Annotated in this window: 20 protein-coding genes and 1 other RNA gene; 11 read left to right on the top strand and 10 right to left on the bottom strand. The window is 64.7% G+C overall.

Annotated features, from left to right (window positions below):
* The first annotated feature begins 3 nt into the window (after positions 1 to 3).
* On the top strand, positions 4 to 2,238 hold the full coding sequence (gene ppk1 / locus V0R59_RS06490) for a polyphosphate kinase 1 (protein ID WP_330073718.1): 2,235 nt from the start codon (positions 4 to 6) through the stop codon (positions 2,236 to 2,238).
* Here ppk1 and ppx read toward each other — a convergent pair.
* Positions 2,225 to 3,727: an exopolyphosphatase gene (ppx, locus tag V0R59_RS06495; protein ID WP_330073717.1), complete on the bottom strand. Its 1,503-nt coding sequence runs from the start codon at positions 3,725 to 3,727 to the stop codon at positions 2,225 to 2,227. The genes ppk1 and ppx overlap by 14 nt on opposite strands.
* A gap of 240 nt (positions 3,728 to 3,967) precedes the next feature.
* On the opposite strand from ppx, the gene trxA reads away from it, so the two are divergent.
* The 5 genes from trxA (at position 3,968) to V0R59_RS06520 (ending at position 9,279) form a co-directional block, all read left to right on the top strand.
* A complete protein-coding gene (gene trxA, locus V0R59_RS06500; RefSeq protein WP_330073716.1) occupies positions 3,968 to 4,294 on the top strand; it encodes a thioredoxin TrxA in 327 nt (108 codons plus the stop codon).
* Positions 4,295 to 4,521: 227 nt separating this feature from the next.
* Positions 4,522 to 5,781: a transcription termination factor Rho gene (gene rho / locus V0R59_RS06505; protein WP_009395654.1), complete on the top strand. Its 1,260-nt coding sequence runs from the start codon at positions 4,522 to 4,524 to the stop codon at positions 5,779 to 5,781.
* 127 nt (positions 5,782 to 5,908) lie between these two features.
* Positions 5,909 to 7,375, top strand: coding sequence for a 4-hydroxy-3-polyprenylbenzoate decarboxylase (ubiD, locus tag V0R59_RS06510; protein WP_330073715.1), 1,467 nt, complete (start codon positions 5,909 to 5,911; stop codon positions 7,373 to 7,375).
* A complete protein-coding gene (locus V0R59_RS06515; RefSeq protein ID WP_330073714.1) occupies positions 7,375 to 8,343 on the top strand; it encodes a CDP-6-deoxy-delta-3,4-glucoseen reductase in 969 nt (322 codons plus the stop codon). Before ubiD ends, V0R59_RS06515 begins: the two co-directional genes overlap by 1 nt.
* 285 nt (positions 8,344 to 8,628) lie before the next feature.
* Positions 8,629 to 9,279, top strand: coding sequence for a gamma-glutamylcyclotransferase (locus V0R59_RS06520; protein WP_330073713.1), 651 nt, complete (start codon positions 8,629 to 8,631; stop codon positions 9,277 to 9,279).
* 53 nt (positions 9,280 to 9,332) lie between these two features.
* On the opposite strand, the gene V0R59_RS06525 is transcribed toward V0R59_RS06520, so the two are convergent.
* Complete coding sequence (locus V0R59_RS06525; RefSeq protein WP_330073712.1) at positions 9,333 to 10,310, bottom strand: NADPH:quinone oxidoreductase family protein; 978 nt, start codon at positions 10,308 to 10,310, stop codon at positions 9,333 to 9,335.
* A 163-nt stretch (positions 10,311 to 10,473) separates the two neighbouring features.
* Between V0R59_RS06525 and V0R59_RS06530 the strand changes: the two genes are divergently transcribed.
* Positions 10,474 to 10,881, top strand: a complete 408-nt coding sequence (locus V0R59_RS06530) for a flagellar basal body-associated protein FliL (RefSeq protein WP_330073711.1) — start codon at positions 10,474 to 10,476, stop codon at positions 10,879 to 10,881.
* Here V0R59_RS06530 and V0R59_RS06535 read toward each other — a convergent pair whose 3' ends face one another.
* From V0R59_RS06535 to V0R59_RS06550, 4 genes are all read right to left on the bottom strand, one after another.
* On the bottom strand, positions 10,882 to 11,991 hold the full coding sequence (locus V0R59_RS06535) for an ABC transporter permease (RefSeq protein ID WP_330073710.1): 1,110 nt from the start codon (positions 11,989 to 11,991) through the stop codon (positions 10,882 to 10,884).
* A complete protein-coding gene (gene rbbA / locus V0R59_RS06540; protein WP_330073709.1) occupies positions 11,991 to 14,711 on the bottom strand; it encodes a ribosome-associated ATPase/putative transporter RbbA in 2,721 nt (906 codons plus the stop codon). Before rbbA ends, V0R59_RS06535 begins: the two co-directional genes overlap by 1 nt.
* On the bottom strand, positions 14,708 to 15,673 hold the full coding sequence (locus V0R59_RS06545; protein WP_330073708.1) for an HlyD family secretion protein: 966 nt from the start codon (positions 15,671 to 15,673) through the stop codon (positions 14,708 to 14,710). The genes rbbA and V0R59_RS06545 overlap by 4 nt, the downstream gene beginning before the upstream one ends.
* A 93-nt stretch (positions 15,674 to 15,766) precedes the next feature.
* Positions 15,767 to 16,216, bottom strand: coding sequence for an EVE domain-containing protein (locus V0R59_RS06550; protein WP_330073707.1), 450 nt, complete (start codon positions 16,214 to 16,216; stop codon positions 15,767 to 15,769).
* Between the two features lie 185 nt (positions 16,217 to 16,401).
* Between V0R59_RS06550 and V0R59_RS06555 the strand changes: the two genes are divergently transcribed.
* Complete coding sequence (locus tag V0R59_RS06555; protein WP_330073706.1) at positions 16,402 to 16,548, top strand: hypothetical protein; 147 nt, start codon at positions 16,402 to 16,404, stop codon at positions 16,546 to 16,548.
* A 14-nt stretch (positions 16,549 to 16,562) separates the two neighbouring features.
* Here the strand turns inward: V0R59_RS06555 and V0R59_RS06560 are convergent, their stop codons facing one another.
* From V0R59_RS06560 to V0R59_RS06575, 4 genes are all read right to left on the bottom strand, one after another.
* Entirely contained in the window at positions 16,563 to 17,168 is a 606-nt protein-coding gene (locus V0R59_RS06560; RefSeq protein ID WP_330073705.1) for a 5-formyltetrahydrofolate cyclo-ligase, read from the bottom strand.
* An 87-nt stretch (positions 17,169 to 17,255) separates the two neighbouring features.
* Positions 17,256 to 17,434, bottom strand: a non-coding RNA gene (ssrS, locus tag V0R59_RS06565) — 6S RNA.
* A 19-nt stretch (positions 17,435 to 17,453) separates the two neighbouring features.
* Entirely contained in the window at positions 17,454 to 17,771 is a 318-nt protein-coding gene (locus tag V0R59_RS06570) for a cell division protein ZapA (protein ID WP_330073704.1), read from the bottom strand.
* Positions 17,768 to 17,977 carry a TIGR02449 family protein gene (locus tag V0R59_RS06575; protein WP_330073703.1) on the bottom strand — a complete coding sequence of 70 codons (210 nt, stop codon included), beginning with the start codon at positions 17,975 to 17,977 and terminating at the stop codon, positions 17,768 to 17,770. Before V0R59_RS06575 ends, V0R59_RS06570 begins: the two co-directional genes overlap by 4 nt.
* A 144-nt stretch (positions 17,978 to 18,121) precedes the next feature.
* On the opposite strand from V0R59_RS06575, the gene V0R59_RS06580 reads away from it, so the two are divergent.
* Genes V0R59_RS06580 through ubiH form a run of 3 tightly spaced genes read left to right on the top strand, consistent with a single transcriptional unit; the run spans position 18,122 to position 21,232 of the window.
* On the top strand, positions 18,122 to 18,676 hold the full coding sequence (locus V0R59_RS06580) for a YecA/YgfB family protein (protein WP_330073702.1): 555 nt from the start codon (positions 18,122 to 18,124) through the stop codon (positions 18,674 to 18,676).
* Positions 18,677 to 18,695: 19 nt separating this feature from the next.
* Complete coding sequence (gene pepP, locus V0R59_RS06585) at positions 18,696 to 20,036, top strand: Xaa-Pro aminopeptidase (RefSeq protein ID WP_330073701.1); 1,341 nt, start codon at positions 18,696 to 18,698, stop codon at positions 20,034 to 20,036.
* A complete protein-coding gene (gene ubiH, locus V0R59_RS06590; protein WP_330073700.1) occupies positions 20,033 to 21,232 on the top strand; it encodes a 2-octaprenyl-6-methoxyphenyl hydroxylase in 1,200 nt (399 codons plus the stop codon). Before pepP ends, ubiH begins: the two co-directional genes overlap by 4 nt.
* The last annotated feature ends 6 nt before the right edge of the window (positions 21,233 to 21,238 follow it).

The raw sequence follows: 21,238 nt of genomic DNA on the forward strand, positions 1-21,238 counted from the left end.
AAGATGAATAACGAAGCACTGATCGAAGCTGCTGTGAAGGACGTCAAGGAAGTACCGGCCGCACCCGAGCCGATGCTGGAAACCCCGCCGGAGCCCGAAGTGGTGCCGGCGCCGGCGGCGGAAGCGCCGGCGGTCGCGCCCGTGCCGGCTGTCGCCGTGCCGGGCCTGGATGACAGCAGCCTGTACATCCATCGCGAGCTGTCGCAGCTGCAGTTCAACATCCGCGTGCTGGAACAGGCGCTGGATGAGTCCTACCCCTTGCTGGAGCGGCTGAAATTCCTGCTGATCTTCTCCAGCAACCTGGACGAGTTCTTCGAGATTCGTGTTGCGGGCCTGAAGAAGCAGATCACCTTCGCCCGTGAACAGGCCGGCGCCGACGGCCTGCAGCCGCACCAGGCGCTGGCGCGCATCAGCGACCTGGTGCACAGCGAAGTGCAGCGCCAGTACGCGATCCTCAACGACGTGCTGTTGCCAGAGCTGGAGAAGCACCAGATCCGCTTCATCCGTCGCCGTCACTGGACGGTCAAGCTCAAGACCTGGGTGCGGCGTTTCTTCCGCGACGAGATCGCACCGATCATCACCCCGATCGGCCTCGACCCGACCCACCCGTTCCCGCTGCTGGTGAACAAGAGCCTGAACTTCATCGTCGAGCTGGAGGGCGTCGATGCCTTCGGTCGCGACTCCGGCCTGGCGATCATCCCGGCGCCGCGCCTGCTGCCGCGGATCATCCGCGTGCCGGAAGAAGTCGGCGGTCCTGGCGACAACTACGTATTCCTGTCGTCGATGATCCACGCCCACGCCGATGACCTGTTCCAGGGCATGAAGGTCAAGGGCTGCTACCAGTTCCGCCTGACCCGCAACGCCGACCTGGCGCTGGATTCGGAAGATGTCGAAGACCTGGCCCGCGCCCTGCGCGGCGAGCTGTTCTCCCGTCGCTACGGTGACGCGGTGCGCCTGGAAGTCGCCGATACCTGCCCGAAACACCTGTCCGACTACCTGCTCAAGCAGTTCAGCCTGAGCGAGAGCGAGCTGTACCAGGTCAACGGTCCGGTCAACCTGACCCGCCTGTTCAGCATCACCGGCCTGGACAGCCATCCGGAGCTGCAATACACGCCGTTCACCCCGGCGATCCCCAAGCTGTTGCAGAACAGCGAGAACATTTTCAGCGTGGTGGGCAAGCAGGACATCCTGCTGATGCACCCGTTCGAGTCCTTCACCCCGGTGGTGGACATGCTGCGCCAGGCGGCCAAGGACCCTCACGTCCTCGCCGTGCGCCAGACCCTGTACCGCAGCGGTGCCAACTCGGAAATCGTCGATGCGCTGGTGGACGCCGCGCGTAACGGCAAGGAAGTCACCGCGGTCATCGAGCTGCGCGCGCGCTTCGACGAAGAGTCCAACCTGGCCATGGCCAGCCGCCTGCAAGCGGCCGGCGCGGTGGTGATCTACGGCGTGGTCGGTTTCAAGACCCACGCCAAGATGATGCTGATCCTGCGTCGCGAAGCCGGCGAGATCGTCCGCTACGCGCACCTGGGTACCGGCAACTACCACGCCGGCAACGCCCGCCTGTACACCGACTACAGCCTGCTGACCTCCGACGACGCCCTGTGCGAGGACGTCGGCAAGCTGTTCAGCCAGCTGATCGGGATGGGCAAGACCCTGCGCATGAAGAAGCTGCTGCACGCGCCTTTCACCCTGAAGAAAGGCATGCTCGACATGATTGCCCGGGAAACCCAGTTCGCCCTGGAAGGCAAGCCGGCGCACATCATCGCCAAGTTCAACTCGCTGACCGATCCGAAGATCATCCGCGCGCTGTACAAGGCCAGCCAGTCCGGCGTTCGCATCGACCTGGTGGTGCGTGGCATGTGCTGCCTGCGTCCGGGCATCGCCGGGGTGTCGCACAACATCCAGGTGCGCTCGATCATCGGCCGTTTCCTGGAACACACCCGGGTCTTCTATTTCCTCAATGGCGGCGACGAACAGATCTTCCTGTCCAGTGCCGACTGGATGGAGCGCAACCTCGACAAGCGCGTCGAGACCTGCTTCCCGGTGGAAGGCAAGAAATTGCTGCTGCGGGTGAAGAAGGAGCTGGAAGGCTACCTGACCGACAACACCCACGCGTGGATCCTGCAACCGGACGGCCGCTACGTGCGCAGCACGCCGACCGGCAACCAGAACCCGCGCAGTGCCCAGGCGACCTTGCTGGAGCGCCTGAGCAACCCGGTGCTTATCGTACGCTGAGGATGAAGCCGACCCGGGTCAGCCACTCGGCCTCCTGGTCGAAGTCGGCCTGGGTCAGCTGGTTTTCCTGCAGCCACCCATCCGGGAAGGCGACCGCCAGGCTGTCGCCGCTGGCGTGGAGCTCCACCTTCGGCATCTGCTGGTTGCCGCGGATGTGGTGGAACAGGATGGCAAAGCGCAGCAGCACGCACAGGCGGATCAGCTTCACGCCTTCGTCGCCGAACTCGGCGAACTTGTCCTTGGGAATGTTGCGGCGGTGGCCGCGCACCAGCAGGGCCAGCATCTGCTGGTCCTCGCGGGAGAAGCCGGCCAGGTCGGAGTGTTCGATCAGGTAGGCGCCGTGCTTGTGGTAATGGTAGTGGGCGATATCCAGGCCCACTTCATGCACCTTGGCCGCCCAGCCCAGCAGTTCACGCCAGATTCCCTCTTCGAGATCCCATGCCTTGGCCACCTGGTCGAAGGCATGCAGCGCCTTGCGCTCGACCCGTGCGGCCTGGCCCTGGTCGACGTGGTAGCGCTCCATCAGCGAGGTGAGGGTGCGTTCGCGCACGTCCTCGTGGTGATGGCGGCCGAGCAGGTCGAACAGCACGCCTTCGCGCAGGGCCCCGTCGCAATGGTCCATGCGTTGCAGTTCTAGGGCGTCGAAGATGGCTTCGAGGATCGCCAGGCCGGCCGGGAAGATCGCCCGGCGATCGGGCTTGACGCCATCGAAGTCGATCTTGTCGGTCTCGCCCAGCTTGAACAGCTTGCGCTTGACCCAGGCCAGGCCCTCGGCGTTGACCTCGCCGCTGCCCAGGCCGCCGGCCTTGATCGCCGAGCCGATGGCGCGGATGGTGCCGGAGGAGCCGATGGCCTCGTCCCAGCCCAGGCGGTGCAGGGCTGTCTCGATACTCATCAGCTCCAGGCGCGCCGCGGTGTAGGCCTGGGCGTAGCGTGCGGGGGTGATCTTGCCGTCGCGGAAATAGCGCTGGGTGAAGCTCACGCAGCCCATCTGCAGGCTCTCGCGCAGCAGCGGTTCGAAGCGCTGGCCGATGATGAATTCGGTACTGCCGCCGCCGATGTCGGCCACCAGGCGCTTGCCCGGGGTGTCGGCGAGGGTGTGGGAAACGCCCAGGTAGATGAGGCGGGCCTCTTCACGGCCAGAAATCACTTCCACCGGATGGCCAAGGATTTCCTCTGCGCGACGGATGAATTCGCCGCGATTGCGCGCTTCGCGCAGGGCGTTGGTGCCGACGATGCGCACCGAACCCTGGGGCATGCCGTTGATCAACTGGGAGAAGCGCTTGAGGCAGTCGAGGCCGCGCTGCATGGATTCTTCGCTGAGCTGGCGCTCTTCATTGATGCCGGCCGCCAGTTGAACCTTCTCGCCGTTGCGCTCGAGGATGCGGATCTCGCTGTGATGGGCCTTGGCTACAACCATGTGGAAGCTGTTGGAGCCCAGGTCGATGGCGGCGATCAGGGACAGGTTCTTGGCGGAGGATTGGGGCATGGTAGTGATTTCTCGGTCGTTAACCTGGCAATCCTGCCACGATAGTCGGCTGACGCCAACGCGGGGCTATCCAGGGCTTGATGTGGCGCAGTTTCGCGTAGGAAATGTGTCTTTTGTGTGACAGTCGATACGCCGAATCATCAACTATCATAGACAGACTCAATCGGTTGCGACTTCCTGTCGACAGACAGGGCGGCTATGATGGGCGACGATTTTTTGCTTCCGAACTTGGAGATTTCCATGAGCGACCTGATCAAATACGTCACCGACGCCACTTTCGAGGCCGAAGTGCTGCAGGCCCAAGGCCCTGTACTGTTGGACTACTGGGCTGAGTGGTGTGGTCCTTGCAAGATGATCGCTCCTGTCCTGGACGACATCGCCGAGGACTACGCGGGCCAGTTGATCGTTGCCAAGCTGAACATCGACGAAAACCCGGATACTCCGGCCAAGAACGGCGTTCGCGGCATCCCGACCCTGATGCTGTTCAAGAACGGCCAAGTCGAGGCTACCAAGGTTGGCGCGCTGTCGAAATCGCAGCTCAAAGCCTTCCTCGACGCTCATATCTGAGCCTCGAAAAAGCCCCGCATTTGTCGGGGCTTTTCTCTTTCTGGTGACTAGACGCCAGAAAAAGCAGGTGTTACATTCGGCCTCGCACTGATTCTCCAGTGCCCCCTGCACGCCCGTCGCCGCATTCCAATTCGAATTCAGTACGCGATCTTTCGCCTCCCGCGGCGCGGCTTCATTAAGCCAGATGCTTAATCTCTCCCTTCTTACATGATTACTCCATTCCCCTTATGAACCTGACTGAACTCAAGCAAAAGCCGATTACCGATCTGCTCGAAATGGCCGAACAGATGGGCATAGAAAATATGGCCCGTTCGCGCAAGCAGGATGTGATTTTCTCCCTGCTGAAAAAGCACGCCAAAAGCGGCGAGGAAATTTCCGGTGACGGCGTGCTGGAGATTCTCCAGGACGGTTTCGGCTTCCTGCGTTCGGCGGATTCCTCCTACCTGGCCGGCCCTGACGACATCTACGTCTCGCCAAGCCAGATCCGTCGCTTCAACCTGCGCACCGGCGACACCATCGTCGGCAAGATCCGGCCGCCGAAAGAGGGCGAGCGTTACTTCGCACTGCTGAAGGTCGATACCATCAACTTCGACCGTCCGGAAAACGCGAAGAACAAGATCCTGTTCGAAAACCTGACGCCGCTGTTCCCCAACGAGCGGCTGAAGATGGAAGCCGGCAACGGCTCCACCGAAGACCTCACCGGTCGCGTGATCGACCTCTGCGCCCCGATCGGCAAAGGCCAGCGCGGCCTGATCGTCGCCCCGCCGAAAGCGGGCAAGACCATCATGCTGCAGAACATCGCGGCGAACATCACCCGCAACAACCCCGAGTGCCACCTGATCGTCCTGCTGATCGACGAGCGCCCGGAAGAAGTGACCGAGATGCAGCGCACCGTGCGCGGCGAAGTGGTCGCCTCCACCTTCGACGAGCCGCCGACCCGTCACGTGCAAGTGGCCGAGATGGTCATCGAGAAGGCCAAGCGCCTGGTCGAGCACAAGAAGGACGTGGTCATCCTGCTCGACTCCATCACCCGTCTGGCCCGCGCCTACAACACCGTGATCCCGAGTTCCGGCAAGGTCCTGACCGGTGGTGTCGACGCCCACGCCCTGGAGAAGCCGAAGCGTTTCTTCGGTGCCGCGCGTAACATCGAGGAAGGCGGTTCGCTGACCATCATCGCCACCGCGCTGGTCGAGACCGGCTCGAAGATGGACGAAGTGATCTACGAAGAGTTCAAGGGTACCGGCAACATGGAGCTGCCCCTGGACCGTCGCATTGCCGAGAAGCGTGTGTTCCCGGCCATCAACATCAACCGTTCCGGTACCCGTCGCGAAGAGCTGCTGACCGCCGACGACGAACTGCAGCGCATGTGGATCCTGCGCAAGCTGCTGCACCCGATGGACGAGATCGCCGCCATCGAGTTCCTGGTCGACAAGCTCAAGCAGACCAAGACCAACGACGAGTTCTTCCTGTCGATGAAGCGCAAGTAAGCACTCGCCACACGCAAGAGCCGGGGAAACCCGGCTTTTTGCTATCTGTCTTTCAGACTATTCTGACCGGCCCGGTTCGGCGCTACACTGCCAACCCCGACCGATACGGCCAACACGAGGCTCACGCATGCAGTATCGCGATTTGCGCGACTTTATCCGTGGCCTGGAACAGCGCAACGAACTCAAGCGCATCCAGGTCCCCATTTCGCCGGTCCTGGAAATGACTGAAGTCTGCGACCGCACGCTGCGGGCCAAGGGGCCGGCACTGTTGTTCGAGCGTCCCACCGGTTACGACATCCCGGTGCTGGGCAACCTGTTCGGCACCCCGGAGCGGGTGGCCATGGGCATGGGCGCCGAATCCACCGAGGAACTGCGCGAGATCGGCAAGCTGCTGGCCTTCCTCAAGGAGCCGGAGCCGCCGAAAGGCCTGAAGGACGCCTGGTCGAAACTGCCGATATTCAAGAAGGTCGTGTCCATGGCGCCGAAGGTGGTCAAGGACGCGCCGTGCCACGAAGTGGTCATCGAGGGCGACGACGTCGACCTGGCCATGCTGCCGATCCAGCATTGCTGGCCGGGCGACGTCGCACCGCTGATCACCTGGGGCCTGACCGTCACCCGCGGGCCGAACAAGGAACGCCAGAACCTGGGCATCTATCGCCAGCAGGTGATCGGCCGCAACAAGGTGATCATGCGCTGGCTGAGCCACCGCGGCGGCGCCCTGGACTACCGCGAATGGTGCGAGAAGAACCCCGGCAAGCCGTTCCCGGTGGCCGTGGCCCTGGGCGCCGATCCGGCGACCATCCTCGGCGCGGTGACCCCGGTGCCGGACACCCTTTCCGAATACGCCTTTGCCGGCCTGCTGCGGGGCAACCGCACCGAACTGGTGAAGTGCCGTGGCAGCGACCTGCAGGTCCCGGCCACTGCGGAAATCATCCTCGAAGGCGTGATCCATCCGGGCGAGACCGCGCCGGAAGGCCCCTACGGCGACCACACCGGCTACTACAACGAAGTCGACAGCTTCCCGGTGTTCACCATCGAGCGCATCACCCACCGCACCAAGCCGATCTACCACAGCACCTACACCGGCCGGCCGCCGGATGAGCCGGCGATCCTCGGCGTGGCGCTGAACGAAGTGTTCGTGCCGATCCTGCAGAAGCAGTTCCCCGAGATCACCGACTTCTACCTGCCGCCGGAAGGCTGCTCGTACCGCATGGCGGTGGTGACCATGAAGAAGCAGTACCCGGGGCACGCCAAGCGCGTAATGCTGGGTGTCTGGTCGTTCCTGCGACAGTTCATGTACACCAAGTTCGTTATCGTCACCGACGACGATGTCAATGCGCGGGACTGGAACGATGTGATCTGGGCCATCACCACGCGCATGGACCCCAAGCGCGACACGGTGCTGATCGACAACACGCCGATCGACTACCTGGACTTCGCCTCGCCGGTCTCGGGCCTCGGCTCGAAGATGGGCCTGGACGCCACCAACAAGTGGCCGGGCGAGACCACCCGCGAATGGGGCCGGGTCATCGTCAAGGACGAAGCCGTCACCAAGCGGATCGATGAGCTGTGGAACCAGTTGGGAATAGATTGATGCAGGTGACCTTGCAGCCGTCCGGTGCGGTGATGACCCTCAACCCGGGCGAGAGGATTCTGGAAGCGGCGCAGCGCCTGGGTTACGACTGCCCGCAGAGCTGTCGCAACGGCAACTGCCACGTCTGCGCCGCGCTGCTGGTGGAAGGCAGCGTGCGCCAGGACGGCGAGGTGCGCGATCACGGTGAGCTGTTCACCTGCATAGCCGAGCCGCTGGAAGACTGCGTGCTGCTGTGGGACGGCGTGCTGGCCCTGGGCGAGCTGCCGGTTCGCTCGCTGGCCTGCCAGGTCAGCGATTGCAGCAACGTCGGTGGCGATGTCTGGCGCGTGCGCCTGCGTGCCCCGGCAGGCAAGCCGCCGCGCTATCACGCCGGGCAGTACCTGATGATCCAGCGCGAAAGCGGCGACAAGGCGGCGTTCTCGCTGGCGTCGGCACCGCACCGTGGGCGAGACCTGGAACTGCACGTGCTGGCCCGTGAGCAAAGCGCACAAGACCTGATCGCCCAGTTGCAGCGCAATCGCATGGCGCGCATCGAGCTGCCTTTCGGTGATACCCACCTGGCGGAATTGCCGGACGGCCCGTTGGTGCTGATCGCCGCTGGCACCGGCATGGCGCAGATGCACAGCCTGATCGAGCATTGCCGGGTCCGTGGCTTCCAGCATCCGGTCCACCTGTACTGGGGCGTGCGCCGGCCCGAGGACTTCTACGAAATCGAGGAATGGCTGCAATGGCAGCAGTTGCCCAACCTGTTCCTGCACAAGGTGGTCAGCGACCTGTGCGATTGGGAAGGGCGTTGCGGGCTGTTGCACGAAGCGGTCTGCGAGGACATTGACGACCTGTCGCGAATCCACGTGTACGCCAGCGGCTCGCCCGCCATGGTCTATGCCACCCTCGATGCCCTGGTGAATGCCGGCATGGATGCGCACCAGATGCGTGCCGATGTATTCGCTTATGCACCACGCGGGTAACTTCGGTAATAAGGCGCGTTGCAATGACGCGCCTTGTTTAAATAACCAAGCGTGCAAGTAAAGCTTATAAGCGGTGCCTTCCTTTAATTGTTGCGCGCGCTGCGAAAAAGTATCGCTACACTTGCAAGAGTACAGTCAAATTTTCCGAAATCCCCGTGAACAGGGGCTTTGAGCGCGACGGGACTTGCTGACATACCGTTATCTGCCGTACGGTAAGTGTTCACCGAGTGTGTTGGCTTTATAGTGAGCTACTTCGGTAGTTCACGAGGATCTTTGGCGGCTGCTATGTCGGTACTTGAACCTGCACCTTTCCCCCTGGCGTATCCGCCGGTGCTTGATTTCGGACAGCAATTGTCCCGGGAACAACTTCTCGACTCCATGCAGAAGACCATGGCCCTGCATAAGGGTGGCCCTGTCTGGCTGTTTGCCTACGGCTCGCTGATCTGGCGGCCGGAGTGCCAGTCCACCGAGCGTCGTCGCGGGCGGGTGCATGGTTATCACCGTGGCCTGTATCTCTGGTCCCATGAGCATCGCGGCACGCCGGAATGTCCGGGGTTGGTGTTCGGCCTGGATCGTGGGGGTTCCTGCAGCGGCTTTGCCTATCGCTTGCCGGAAGAGACCTTGCAGGATTCGCTGCTGGCGCTGTGGCAGCGGGAGATGCCGTACCCGGCGTATCGCCCGCACTGGCTGAATTGCCGGCTGGACGACGGCAGCAAGGTGCAGGCCCTGGGCTTCGTGCTGGAGCGGCATCTGCCGTGCTACGCGGGCAACCTGCCGGACAGCCTGCTCAGTCATATCCTGGCCAGCGCCAAAGGGCGCTATGGCACGACCCGGGACTATGTGGAGCAGACGCTGCAGGCGCTGCGCAGCCATGCGATGCCGGATCGGAACCTGGAGGCGCGGTATCGGCGCTGCCATTCGCAGCAAGGGAATTGATGGTGTTGCCGAGGGCCCTATCGCTGGCTTGCCAGCGATGAGGCCCTCGCGTCTTACCTCACTTTCACGACCAACTTGCCCACTGCCTTCCGGCTAGCCAGTTGCGCAATGGCCTCCCCAGCCTCCGCCAACGGATACGTCTTCGAAACCAGAGGCTTCAACTTCCCTTCCGCATACCAGGCAAACAACTGCCTGAAGTTCGCCGCATTATCCGCCGGCTGCCGCTGTGCGAACGATCCCCAGAACACCCCGAGCACCGCGCCGCCCTTGAGCAGCATCAGGTTCACCGGCAACTCCGGGATCCGCCCGCTGGCAAAACCCACCACCAGCAGCCGGCCATTCCACGCCAGCCCACGCACGGCCTGGTCGAACAGGTCGCCACCGACCGGGTCGTAGATGACGTCCACGCCCTTGCCGCCGGTCAGGCGCTTGATCTCGTCCTTCAGGCTGGCCTGGCTGTAGTCGATCAGATCGTCCGCACCTGCCGCGCGAGCGGTTTCCAGTTTCTCGGCGCTGCTGGCGGCGGCAATCACCCGTGCGCCCAGGGCCTTGCCGATTTCCACCGCCGCCAGGCCGACACCGCCGGACGCTCCCAGCACCAGCAGGGTCTCGCCCGCCTGCAACTGTCCGCGCTGGGTCAGCGCATGCATCGAAGTGCCATAGGTCATGCCGAAGGCCGAGGCGGTGACGAAGTCCATGCCTTCGGGAATCGGCATGACGTTGTAGGCCGGCACCGCCACCTGTTCGGCGAAGCTGCCCCAGCCGGTCAAGGCCATGACCCGGTCGCCGGCCTTGAACGCGCCGGCGTTCTCGCCCGCCATGGCGACTACCCCGGCCGCCTCACCGCCGGGCGAAAACGGCATCGGTGGCTGGAACTGGTACTTGCCCTCGATGATCAGGGTGTCAGGGAAGTTGACGCTGGCCGCATGCACGTCCAGGAGGATCTCGTTCTTCTTTGGCGTCGGGCTGGCGACGTCTTCCAGCACCAGGTCACGGGCCGGACCATGGGCTTTGCACAACACGGCTTTCATCGGGACTATTCCTTTGCGGGTGGTGGCCGATAAGTGTAGGTGTGCGAAGTGCCGGGTCAACGAGCATGGCCTGGCCTGAATAGGCCGGCATAAGCCAGCCCGGGCTTGGGTTTGCACGGTGCGCTGGGTATGCTGGCGGCCAACTGTTTCGAGGAGTGAATTCGTGAAAGCGTGGATCCTGGTGGTACTGGCATTGATGCTGCCCGCAGCGGCAATGGCCGAAGAAGAGAAGGAAGGCGCGGCACCCAAGGTGTCCTACATCAGCCTGACCCCGCCTTTCGTCGGCAACTACGCCCTCGACGGCAGCCCGCGCCTGCGCGTCTACAAGGCCGACGTGGCGCTGAAGGTCACCGGCGACGCCGATGCCGCCGCGGTCAAGCACCACGAGCCGCTGATCCGCAACCAGCTGGTGGCGCTGTTCACCCAGCAGACCCTGGATGCCATGAGCAACGTCGAGGCCAAGGAAAAACTGCGCCAGGAAGCGCTCAAGCAGGTGCAGCAGGTACTGGAGAACGAAGAAGGCCGTCCGGTCGTCGAAGACCTGCTCTTCAACAACCTGATCGTCCAGTAATCACGAGGCCAGGCTGCGGCGGAAGCGCGCCAGGGCGATCGCGAAGAACGCCAGGCCGATCGCCGCCAGGGCCAGCAGGTCCGGCCAGACCACGTTGGGCCCGGCGTCGCGGAACAGGATCGCGGCGCCGAGGCTGACGAAGTGGGTCGAGGGCGACAGCTGCATCACCCACTGCAACCACTGCGGCATGCTGTCCAGCGGCGTGCTGCCACCCGACAGCAGCAGCATCGGGATGATCACCGGGATCGCCAGCAGGCCGAACTGCGGAGTCGAGCGCGCCAGCGTGGCGAGGAAGATCCCCAGCGCGGTACTGGCGAACAGGTACAGCGCCGTCACCCCCAGGAACAGTCCCAGCGAGCCCGCCAGCGGCACGCCCAGCGCCCCCTTCACGATCACTTCCAGCGACACCCAGGTGCACAGCACCACCACCAGGGCGTTGCTGGCGATCTTCGCCAACATGATTTCCAGTGCGGTCAGCGGCAGCACCAGCAGGTGGTCGAGGGTGCCGTGCTCGCGTTCGCGCAGCAGCGCGGTGCCGGTGAGGATGATGGCGAGGATGGTGATGTTGTTGACGATCTGGATCACCGCGAGGAACCAGCCGCCTTCCAGGTTGGGGTTGAACAGCGCCCGGGGCTCCAGTTGGGCGGGTGACTGGCTGGCGGCGTTGGCATAGTCGAGCAGCTCGCGCTCGAAGATCCGCCCGATGTAGCCGGCCCCCATGAACGCCTGGCTCATGGCCGTGGCGTCGACGTTGACCTGGATTTCCGGCGAGCGGCCGGCCAGCAGGTCGCTGTGGAAATTCACCGGGATGTTGATGACGAAGGTGAACAGCCCGCTGTCCAGGCTGCGGTCCATCTGGTCGTAGGCCAGGGGCACGGCCGCCTGGAATTCCGGCGGTTGCAGGGCTTCGGTGAGCTTGCGCGAGATTGGGCTGTGGTCCTCGTCGACCACCGCGACGCTGGCATTGTGCACGCCGATCACCGAACCCGCTGCCGGCATGTAGATGGCTACGCTGAAGGCGTAGAGCAGGAACAGCAGCAGGACGCTGTCGTGGCGCAGGCTGGTCAGTTCCTTGAGGCCGAGACGCAGGATATGGGCAAGACGCTGCATCAGGCCTCCTGTTTCTTCAGCATGACCAGGCTCAGCCCGGTGAAGGCGGCGAAGAAGCCCAGCAGCGCCAGGCACTGTGGCCACAACTCGCGCAGGTCGAGGGCCTTGGTGAAGGTGCCGACGGCGATGTCGAGAAAGTAACCCGCCGGGAACAGCTGGCCCATCAGCGCCGCCGAGCCGTCGAGGGAGGAGCGCGGCACGATCAGCCCGGAAAACTGGATGGTCGGAAGGCTGGTGAGGATCATGGTGCCGAGGATCGCGGCGATCTGGGTACGGGTGAAGGCCGAGATCAGCAAGCCCAGGCTGGTGGTCGCCAGCAGGTACAACACCCCGCCACAGGCCAGGGCCAGGGCGCTGCCCTTGAACGGCACGCCGAACAGCCAGCGGTTCATCGCCACCAGCAGCGCCAGGTTGACCAGGCTCACTGCCAGGTAGGGCATCTGTTTGCCTAGAAGGAATTCCAGTCGGGTCAGTGGCGTGGCGTAGAAGTTGGTGATCGAGCCCAGTTCCTTCTCGCGGACGATGCCCAGGGCGGTGAGCATCGCCGGGATGAAGGCCAGGATCAGCGCCATCACCCCGGGGCCGATGGCGTTCACGCTGATCACGTCCTGGTTGTAGCGAAAGCGCGTCTCCAGCTTCACGGGCGCCTGGCGCGGCTGTGCCGGGCTGCTCAGGGCCGCCAGCTGTTCGAGGTTGGCCTGGTGCACGGCCTCGACGTAGTTGCGGCTGGTCTCGGCACGGAACGGCATGCCGCCATCCAGCCACGCGGCGACCACCGGCTGGCGCCCGGCCAGCAGATCGCGGCCGAAGCCCGGCGGGATCTCCAGGGCCAGCTTGATCTCCGAACGCTGCAGGCGTTGGTGTAATTGTTTCGGATCACGGATTGGCGGCTGTTCGGCGAAATAGCGCGAGCCGCGGAAGGCTTCCAGGTAGGCCCGGCTTTGCGGGCTCTGGTCCTGGTCGTAGACGGCGAAGGCGAGATTTTCCACGTCCAGGGAAATGCCGAAGCCGAAGATCACCATCATGAACAGCGCGCCAGCCAGGGCGAAGGCCAGGCGCACCTTGTCGCGCAGCAGCTCCTTGCCTTCGCGGCTGGCCACGGCGACCAGCCGGGTCAGGCTGAAGCCCCTGCGTGGCGGCGGGCTGGCGGGGGCCGCGGGGCTGTCGAGATGGGCTTCGGGCGTTTCCGGGGCGCCACCCTGGGCCTGTTCCAGGCAGGTGACGAAGGCATCTTCGAGGGTCTCGCCGCCGTACTGCAGCTGCAGCGCCGCCGGGGTGTCGCAGGCCAATACCTGGCCGGCGTGCATCAGGGAGATGCGGTCGCAGCGCAGGGCTTCGTTCATGAAGTGGGTGGAGAGGAAGATGGTCACGCCCTGGTCCCGCGACAGCTCGACCAGCAGCCGCCAGAAGTCGTCACGGGCGGCCGGGTCGACGCCCGAGGTGGGCTCGTCGAGGATCAGCACTTCCGGGCGGTGCAGTACCGCGACCGCCAGCGACAGGCGCTGGCGCAGGCCCAGGGGCAGGGCGCCGGATTGCTGGTCGGCGATATCGCCGAGGTCGAAGCGCTCGATCAGCTCGGCGATGCGCGGGGTGCTGTCGGACTTGCTCAGGTCGAACAGGCGAGCGTGCAGTTCCAGGTTCTGGCGCACGCTGAGTTCGCCGTACAGCGAGAAGCTCTGCGACATGAAGCCGACCCGCTTGCGCGTCGCCAGGTCCCCGGCGTCCACCGGCCGGCCGAGCAGGGTGGCGCTGCCCTCGCTGGCCGGCATCAGGCCGGTGAGGACCTTCATCGTGGTGGTCTTGCCGCAGCCGTTGGAGCCGAGGAAACCGAAGATCTCGCCGCGACCGATGGCGAAGCTGACCTTGTTCACCGCGGTGAAGTCGCCGAAGCGCAGGGTCAGGTCATGGGCCTCGATGGCGATGCCGGCGTCACCGGCATTTCGCGGCGGGATGTGCAGGGGCTCGACGGCGTCGTGGCTGTCGCCCTGGAAGTGGGTGAAGGCTTCGTCCAGCTTGCCGCTGGCCGTGACGCCGGCCAATTCCGCACTGGGCCCGGCGGCGATCAGCTTGCCGCGGTCGAGCATCAGGCAGTGCTCGAACTGTTCGGCCTCTTCCATGTAGGCGGTGGCCACCAGCAGGGTCAGTTGCGGGCGCTGCTGGCGCACACTGTCCACCAGTTCCCAGAAGCGCCGGCGCGACAGCGGGTCGACGCCGGTGGTGGGCTCGTCGAGGATCAGGAGGTCAGGCTCGTGGATCAGCGCGCAGCACAGGCCGAGTTTCTGCTTCATGCCGCCGGACAGCTTGCCCGCCGGACGTTCGGCGAAACGCAGCAGGTCGGTGGCCGCCAGCAGGGTGTGCATGCGCGCCTCGCACTCGGCGCGGGACAGGCCGAACAGGGTGGCGAAAAAGCGGATGTTCTCGCTGATCGACAGGTCCGGGTACAGGTTGCCGCCCAGGCCCTGAGGCATGAAGGCGATACGCGGGTACAGGCTGGCGCGGTGCGAGCGGCGCTGGATCGGGCCGCCGAGCACGTCGAGTTCACCCTCCTGCAGCTTCTTCACCCCGGCGATCAGGCCGAGCAGGGTGGATTTGCCGGCGCCGTCCGGGCCGATCAGCCCGCAGCGGGTGCCGGCGGGCAGTTCGAAGGCGATGTCCTGCAGGGCTTGCAGCGCACCATAGCGATGGGCAATACCGCTGGCGCGCAGGGCCGGGGCGTTCATTGCAGGTTGGCCGGCCAGTCCACAGGGGCCGTGCGCACGTAGCCGGCGCCGGGCATGCCGGGCTTGGCCTGGGGCACTGCGTCGGGGGCGGTCAGGCGCAGCTTGACCCTAAACACCAGCTTCTGCCGTTCGTCACGGGTTTCCACCTGCTTGGGAGTGAACTGCGCCTTTGCTGCGACGAAGGCGATTTTCGCCGGCAGCGCCTGCTCGGGCAGGGCGTCGAGAACGATGCGGGCTTGGTCGCCGACGGTGAGCCGGCCCGTGGTGGAAGCGGGCAGGTAGAGGTTCATGTACTGGTCGCTGGGGTCGATCAGCAGCAACACGCGACCGCCGGCACCGAGCACTTCGCCCGGTTCGGCCAGGCGCAGCTGGATCACCCCGTCGAGAGGAGCACGCAGGCTGCTGTCGTCGATTTCGCTGGTCAGCTGTGCGACCTGAGCCTCGGCCGCGCCGATCGCTGCCTTGATCGCCGCCAGTTGAGCGCGGGCTGCGACTACCGCCGAGTTGCTGGTGTCGAAGCGCGCCTGCTGCTGGTCGAGCAACTGCTGGCTGGCGTATTTGCGCTGGAACATTTCCTTGATCCGCTTCAGCTCCTGGCTGGCCAGCAACTGCTCGCTTTGGCGCAGTTGCACGGTGGCCTGGGCCGCGGCGTAGTTTTCCCGGGCACGCACCACCTCGGCTTCGGCCTGGGTGCGCTGGGCTTCGAGGGTGCGGGTATCGATGCGGGCGAGAAGCTGGCCGCGGGTCACCTTGTCGCCTTCGTCCACCAGCACTTCGGCGAGGCGTCCGGGGACCTTGCTGGCGATCTGCACTTCGGTAGCTTCGAGGCGCCCGTTACCCATGGCCAGGCCTTCGGGAAGGCGGTCATGCAGGGATTTCCAGTAGCCCAGGCCACCGGCACCAAGAAGTAGCGCGATCAGCGCGCCGGCGAACAGTTTGGGAGTGCGTTGGCTCTTCGACATGATTCTGCGTCCTGCTGCATACACGTCTGATTGTGACGTGCCGCCGTTCCTGGCGGATTGATTCGCGTCAAATGAGTCCCGATCCTACGCGGTTCAACGAAGATTGAGTATTGCCGCCCATTGTTCCGCTGTGACCGGCATCACAGACAGGCGACTGCCTTTCTGCACCAGCGGCAGTTCGGCGAGCACCGCCTGCTGCTTCAGGTAGCCGAGGCCGAGGACTTTGCGGAAGGTTTCCACGTGGGCGACGTCCACGGCGCTCCACGGGTTCTTCTCGGCATTGGCCTTGGGGTCGTGGTAATGGCTCTCCGGGTCGAGCGCGGTGGGGTCCGGGTAAGCGGCGTTGCTGATCCGCGCGATACCGGCGATGCCCGGCTCGGGGCAACTGGAGTGATAGAAGAAGAACTCGTCGCCGACCGCCATCGCGCGCATGAAATTGCGCGCCTGGTAGTTGCGCACGCCGTCCCAGCGGGCTTCGCCAAGTCTGGCCAGGTCCTCGATGGACAGCTCGTCGGGTTCGGATTTCATCAGCCAATAGGCCATGGGTTCAGCTCCTTCATTGTTCTGAAACAACCTGTTGCATCTAACCGACGACTGGCTGACGTCAAGGTTTGCGTACGGACGAATGTTGTCGGAAAATGCGCCAATTTTGAGCTTGACGCTGCTGCACGGCCTACAAAAAGAACCGCTGCGGACATCGTGATGAGTTTGCCTTAGGGGGGCAATCGATGAATCGCAAACCGGATTTGTTCTGGGTACTGGTCTTTGTGTTCGGTCTTGGCGTGGTCACCACCGGTTACGCCCAGAGCCTGTGGGAACGCAATGCCGACGCCGCGTACCAGATGCCGGTTGCCCCTGCCCAGGCCCAGCGTTGATTCGGCGCCTGTCCTCAGCGCGCCAGGTACCAGCTTCTGTCCGACACGGTTCCCTGTAGCGGAACGTCCCAACTGGCCTGTGCCAGTCGCTCCACCTTCTGGCATTCGTGTGCCAGCCCCAGCAGCAGTGGTTTCTTCCATGCCTTGCGGCGGCCCTGGTAGGCCAGGCTGCGGTCGTAGAAGCCACCGCCCATGCCCAGGCGCCCGCCCGTCTCGTCGAATCCCACCAGCGGCAGCAGGATCAGGTCCAGCGCCCAGATCGGCCGTTGCCGCGCCAGGCTGATGGTCGGCTCGGGGATGCGGAAGCGGTTGGGCCGGAGCTTTTCCCCATGCTCGAAACGCTGGAAGGCCATCTTGGTCCGCGGCCAGGCATGCAGCACCGGCAGGTAGGTGAACTTGCCACGGCGCTGGGCCTCGCGCAGGAGCAGGCGCGGATCGATCTCGCTGTCGTTGGGCAGGTACAGGGCGATGTGCTTGGCGCGGCGGAACAGCGGATGCTGCGCCAGCTGGCGGTACAGGCCGCGGGCGGCGCGCCGCTGCTCGGCCGGCGTCAAGGCGCGACGGGCATCTCGGAGCAGGCGGCGAAGTTGGGGGCGGGTCAGCGACGCGGTGTCGGTCATGGCACTGGCGATCCCTTGGGCAGACGTCACGAGGTAACGTTGCGGATGCTCGCGCAGCAGGAGAAGAGGGCGCGAACAATAAGAAACAGGCTCCCCGACGAACCGCTGTCGGTGTAGCCCTTGAACCCGAAAGTTCAAGGTGGAGATTGCAGGGGGCGTTAAGGCTTTCCGTCAAGCGGACATGCACACCGGCCCCAACGTGCAACCCCCGTGGTTGTGCGTATCGGCTCAGGGACATGACCGACTGGCAAGCACTCCAGGGAGTGGGGCGGAGTATACAGAAACTTAGTTGCTTTTTGTATCCGCGTCGTCGGCCAGGGCCTGGTCCACGCGCTCCAGGAGATCGCGCACCTGCTCGCGGGTGGCGCCGCCATTCTGGGCGTCGGGGCGTTCCTGGTTGTGCAGCAGGTCGTGGGTGATGTTCAGCGCCGCCATCACGGCGATGCGGTCGGCGCCGATCACCTTGCCGCTGCTGCGGATCTCGCGCATCTTGCCGTCCAGGTAGCGGGCCGCGCTGATCAGGTTGCTGCGCTCTTCCGGCGGGCAGATGATCGAATACTCCTTGTCGAGGATCTGCACGGTGACGTTGTTCGGTGAACTCATGAGTCTTGCTCCAGGGCCTTGAGCCGCGAAATCATCGATTCGACTTTCTGTCGCGCGATTTCGTTTTTTTCGATGAGGTGGGCACGCTCCTCGCGCCAGGATCTTTCCTGCACGGATAGGAGTGCATTTTGCCGTTTTAGTTGCTCGACCCGCTCGATCAGCAGTTCGAGGCGGCTCTTCAGCGTTTGCAGCTCGTCTTCTTGCATTGCTCGCCACTCGGTTCGGTCCGACCCGGGATCCTGCGTCCGGCACCCGCGTAATTGCCCGCGTCGATGGTCTTGGCGCGCCTGCCGGTGCTAGGATACAAGGCCTTCATTCTAGTCATTGCGCCGTCTGGCGCCTAGTTGCCCATGCCTACTACCAATTCGCCGTACACCGCCTTCGCCACCCTGCTCAGCAGCAACGGCCATCCTGTTTCCCCCGCTGAACTGCACGGCCTGTTGCTGGGCCGCAGTTGCGCCGGCGCCGGTTTCGACGTCGACAGCTGGCTGGCCGATGCCGCCCAGCTGCTGGAGAGCGAACCGGTAGACAACGTGCGCAACGCTTTGATCGGTCTCCAGGAAATGGTCAAGGCCGAACTGACCGGTGAAGATATCACCATCGTCCTGCTCCTGCCGGGCGACGACCAGCCCCTGACCGAGCGCGCCGCGGCCCTGGGTCAGTGGTGCCAGGGCTTCCTCAGCGGTTTCGGCCTGAACGCCGGCGGCAAGGACCTGAGCAGCGAAGTCAACGAGGTGCTGCAGGACCTGAGCGCTATTTCGCAAGTCCAGGACGCCCTGGAAGAATCCGAAGACGGCGAAAGCGACTATATGGAAGTGATGGAGTACCTGCGCGTCGCGCCGCTGCTGCTCTACACGGAGCTGGCCAAGCCGGTTGCCGCCGCCGCCAAACCTTCCTTGCACTGAGGCCGAACAGGGGTTCCCCGTGGCAGTCACCCATATCCCGAAAGCGGAATACGCCAGGCGCCGCAAGGCGCTGATGGCGCAGATGGAACCCAATAGCATCGCCATCCTGCCGGCGGCTGCGGTTGCCATTCGCAACCGTGACGTCGAGCACGTCTATCGCCAGGACAGCGACTTCCAGTACCTCAGCGGCTTCCCCGAGCCCGAGGCGGTGATCGCCCTGATCCCTGGCCGCGAGCACGGCGAGTACGTGCTGTTCTGCCGCGAGCGCAACCCCGAGCGCGAACAATGGGACGGCCTGCGCGCCGGCCAGGAAGGCGCGGTGCGCGACTTCGGCGCCGACGACGCCTTCCCCATCAGCGATATCGACGACATCCTGCCCGGCCTGATCGAAGGCCGCGACCGTGTCTACTCGGCCATGGGCAGCAACGCCGAGTTCGACCGGCGGCTGATGGAGTGGATCAACGTGATCCGTTCCAAGGCGCGCCTGGGCGCGTCGCCGCCGAACGAATTCGTTGCCCTGGATCATCTGCTGCACGACATGCGCCTGTATAAATCGGCGGCGGAAGTGAAGGTGATGCGCGAGGCCGCGGCGATTTCCGCGCGGGCCCATGTGCGGGCCATGCAGGCTTGCCGCGCCGGTCTCAACGAATTCAGCCTGGAAGCCGAGCTGGACTACGAGTTCCGCAAGGGCGGGGCGAAGATGCCGGCCTACGGCTCTATCGTCGCCGCCGGGCGCAACAGTTGCATCCTGCACTACCAGCAGAACGACGCGCCGTTGAAGGACGGCGACCTGGTGCTGATCGACGCCGGTTGCGAGATCGACTGCTACGCCAGCGATATCACCCGTACCTTCCCGGTCAGCGGCGTGTTCTCGGCGGAGCAGAAGGCGATCTACGAACTGGTGCTCAAGGCCCAGGAAGCGGCATTCGCCGAGATCGCCCCGGGCAAGCACTGGAACCACGCCCACGAGGCGACGGTGCGGGTGATCACCGAGGGCCTGGTGGAGCTGGGCCTGCTCAAGGGCGCGGTGGACGAACTGATCGAGAACGAGGCCCATCGGGCCTTCTACATGCACCGTGCCGGACACTGGCTGGGCATGGATGTACATGATGTCGGCGAGTACAAGGTCGGCGGCCAGTGGCGCGTGCTCGAACCGGGCATGGCCCTGACGGTCGAACCGGGTATCTACATCGCCGCAGACAACCAGAGCGTCGCGAAGAAGTGGCGCGGTATCGGTGTACGAATCGAGGATGACGTGGTGGTAACCCGAAACGGCTGTGAAATCCTGACCTGCGGCGTGCCGAAGACGGTCACCGAGATCGAGGCGCTGATGGCCGCTGCGCGAAGCCAGGCGGCATGAGCCGGGTCAATCTGGCGATCATCGGCGGCGGCCTGGTCGGCGCCAGTCTCGCCCTGGCCCTGCAGGCGGGGGCCCGCGAGCGCGGCTGGAAGATCCTGCTGATCGAGCCGTTCGCCCCCGGCGACAGCTTCCAGCCCAGCTATGACGCACGCTCCTCGGCACTGTCCTTCGGCACGCGGCAGATCTACGAGCGCCTGGGCCTGTGGCAGACCATCAGCCGCCGTGCCGAGCCGATCCGCCAGATCCAGGTGTCCGACCGCGGCCGTTTTGGCGCGACCCGTCTCGATGCCCTGGAAGAAGGCGTTCCGGCACTGGGCTATGTGGTGGAGAACGCCTGGCTCGGTCAATGCCTGTGGCAAGGTCTCGATGCCGAGGTGGTGAGCTGGCGTTGTCCGGCGGAAGTCACCGCGATGCAGCCGCTTGGCGACGGTTACCGCCTCTCCCTCAACGATGACACCCAGGTCGATTGCGACCTGGCCGTACTGGCCGATGGCGGGCGTTCCGGCCTGCGCGAGCAACTGGGCATCCATGTCAACGAGCGGCCGTACCGACAGAGCGCGCTGATCGCCAACATCACCCCGGGCGAGGCCCATTGCGGCCAAGCCTTCGAGCGCTTCACCGACGACGGCCCCATGGCCCTGCTGCCACTGCCGGAAAACCGTTGCGCCCTGGTCTGGACCCGCGCCGGGATGGATGCGAAACGCCTCGCCGAGCTGGACGAGCGCAGCTTCCTCGCCGAGTTGCAGGGCGTGTTCGGCTACCGCCTCGGCGCCTTGCGCCAGGTCGGCGCGCGGCACCTGTACCCGCTGTCGCTGGTGGAAGCCCAGGAGCAGGTGCGCCCGCACCTGGTGGTGTTGGGCAACGCTGCCCACAGCCTGCACCCGATCGCCGGGCAAGGCTTCAACCTGTCGCTGCGTGACGTGCAGTCGCTGGCCGACGGCCTGCTCGCCGGCCCGGACGCGCCCGGCGACTTCGCCACCCTGCGCGCCTACCGCGAACGCCAACGCCTGGACCAGGACCTCACCGTCGGCTTTTCCGACAAGGTCACCCGCCTGTTCGGCACCGCCCAGCCGCTGGTGGCCACCGGGCGCAACCTCGGCCTGCTCGGTCTCGACCTGCTGCCGCCGGCCAAGCGCTGGTTCGCTCGCCAGGCCATGGGCCTAGGCACCCGCCCCGACCTCCAGGGCAAGGCATGACCCCTT

Origin of the sequence: Pseudomonas ulcerans, from assembly GCF_036324125.1 — a bacterium.
Lineage (GTDB): Bacteria > Pseudomonadota > Gammaproteobacteria > Pseudomonadales > Pseudomonadaceae > Aquipseudomonas > Aquipseudomonas ulcerans.

Excerpts from the sequence above, each read along its gene's own strand:
- ubiH (WP_330073700.1), top strand. The coding sequence starts at position 20,033 with ATGAGCCGGGTCAATCTGGCGATCATCGGCGGCGGCCTGGTCGGCGCC.
- trxA (WP_330073716.1), top strand. The coding sequence starts at position 3,968 with ATGAGCGACCTGATCAAATACGTCACCGACGCCACTTTCGAGGCCGAA.
- V0R59_RS06545 (WP_330073708.1), bottom strand. The coding sequence starts at position 15,673 with ATGTCGAAGAGCCAACGCACTCCCAAACTGTTCGCCGGCGCGCTGATC.
- ppx (WP_330073717.1), bottom strand. The coding sequence starts at position 3,727 with ATGCCCCAATCCTCCGCCAAGAACCTGTCCCTGATCGCCGCCATCGAC.
- V0R59_RS06570 (WP_330073704.1), bottom strand. The coding sequence starts at position 17,771 with ATGAGTTCACCGAACAACGTCACCGTGCAGATCCTCGACAAGGAGTAT.
- V0R59_RS06520 (WP_330073713.1), top strand. The coding sequence starts at position 8,629 with ATGTCGGTACTTGAACCTGCACCTTTCCCCCTGGCGTATCCGCCGGTG.
- V0R59_RS06555 (WP_330073706.1), top strand. The coding sequence starts at position 16,402 with ATGAATCGCAAACCGGATTTGTTCTGGGTACTGGTCTTTGTGTTCGGT.
- V0R59_RS06515 (WP_330073714.1), top strand. The coding sequence starts at position 7,375 with ATGCAGGTGACCTTGCAGCCGTCCGGTGCGGTGATGACCCTCAACCCG.
- V0R59_RS06580 (WP_330073702.1), top strand. The coding sequence starts at position 18,122 with ATGCCTACTACCAATTCGCCGTACACCGCCTTCGCCACCCTGCTCAGC.
- rbbA (WP_330073709.1), bottom strand. The coding sequence starts at position 14,711 with ATGAACGCCCCGGCCCTGCGCGCCAGCGGTATTGCCCATCGCTATGGT.
- ppk1 (WP_330073718.1), top strand. The coding sequence starts at position 4 with ATGAATAACGAAGCACTGATCGAAGCTGCTGTGAAGGACGTCAAGGAA.
- V0R59_RS06525 (WP_330073712.1), bottom strand. The coding sequence starts at position 10,310 with ATGAAAGCCGTGTTGTGCAAAGCCCATGGTCCGGCCCGTGACCTGGTG.
- V0R59_RS06560 (WP_330073705.1), bottom strand. The coding sequence starts at position 17,168 with ATGACCGACACCGCGTCGCTGACCCGCCCCCAACTTCGCCGCCTGCTC.
- ubiD (WP_330073715.1), top strand. The coding sequence starts at position 5,909 with ATGCAGTATCGCGATTTGCGCGACTTTATCCGTGGCCTGGAACAGCGC.
- rho (WP_009395654.1), top strand. The coding sequence starts at position 4,522 with ATGAACCTGACTGAACTCAAGCAAAAGCCGATTACCGATCTGCTCGAA.
- V0R59_RS06575 (WP_330073703.1), bottom strand. The coding sequence starts at position 17,977 with ATGCAAGAAGACGAGCTGCAAACGCTGAAGAGCCGCCTCGAACTGCTG.
- V0R59_RS06550 (WP_330073707.1), bottom strand. The coding sequence starts at position 16,216 with ATGGCCTATTGGCTGATGAAATCCGAACCCGACGAGCTGTCCATCGAG.
- V0R59_RS06535 (WP_330073710.1), bottom strand. The coding sequence starts at position 11,991 with ATGCAGCGTCTTGCCCATATCCTGCGTCTCGGCCTCAAGGAACTGACC.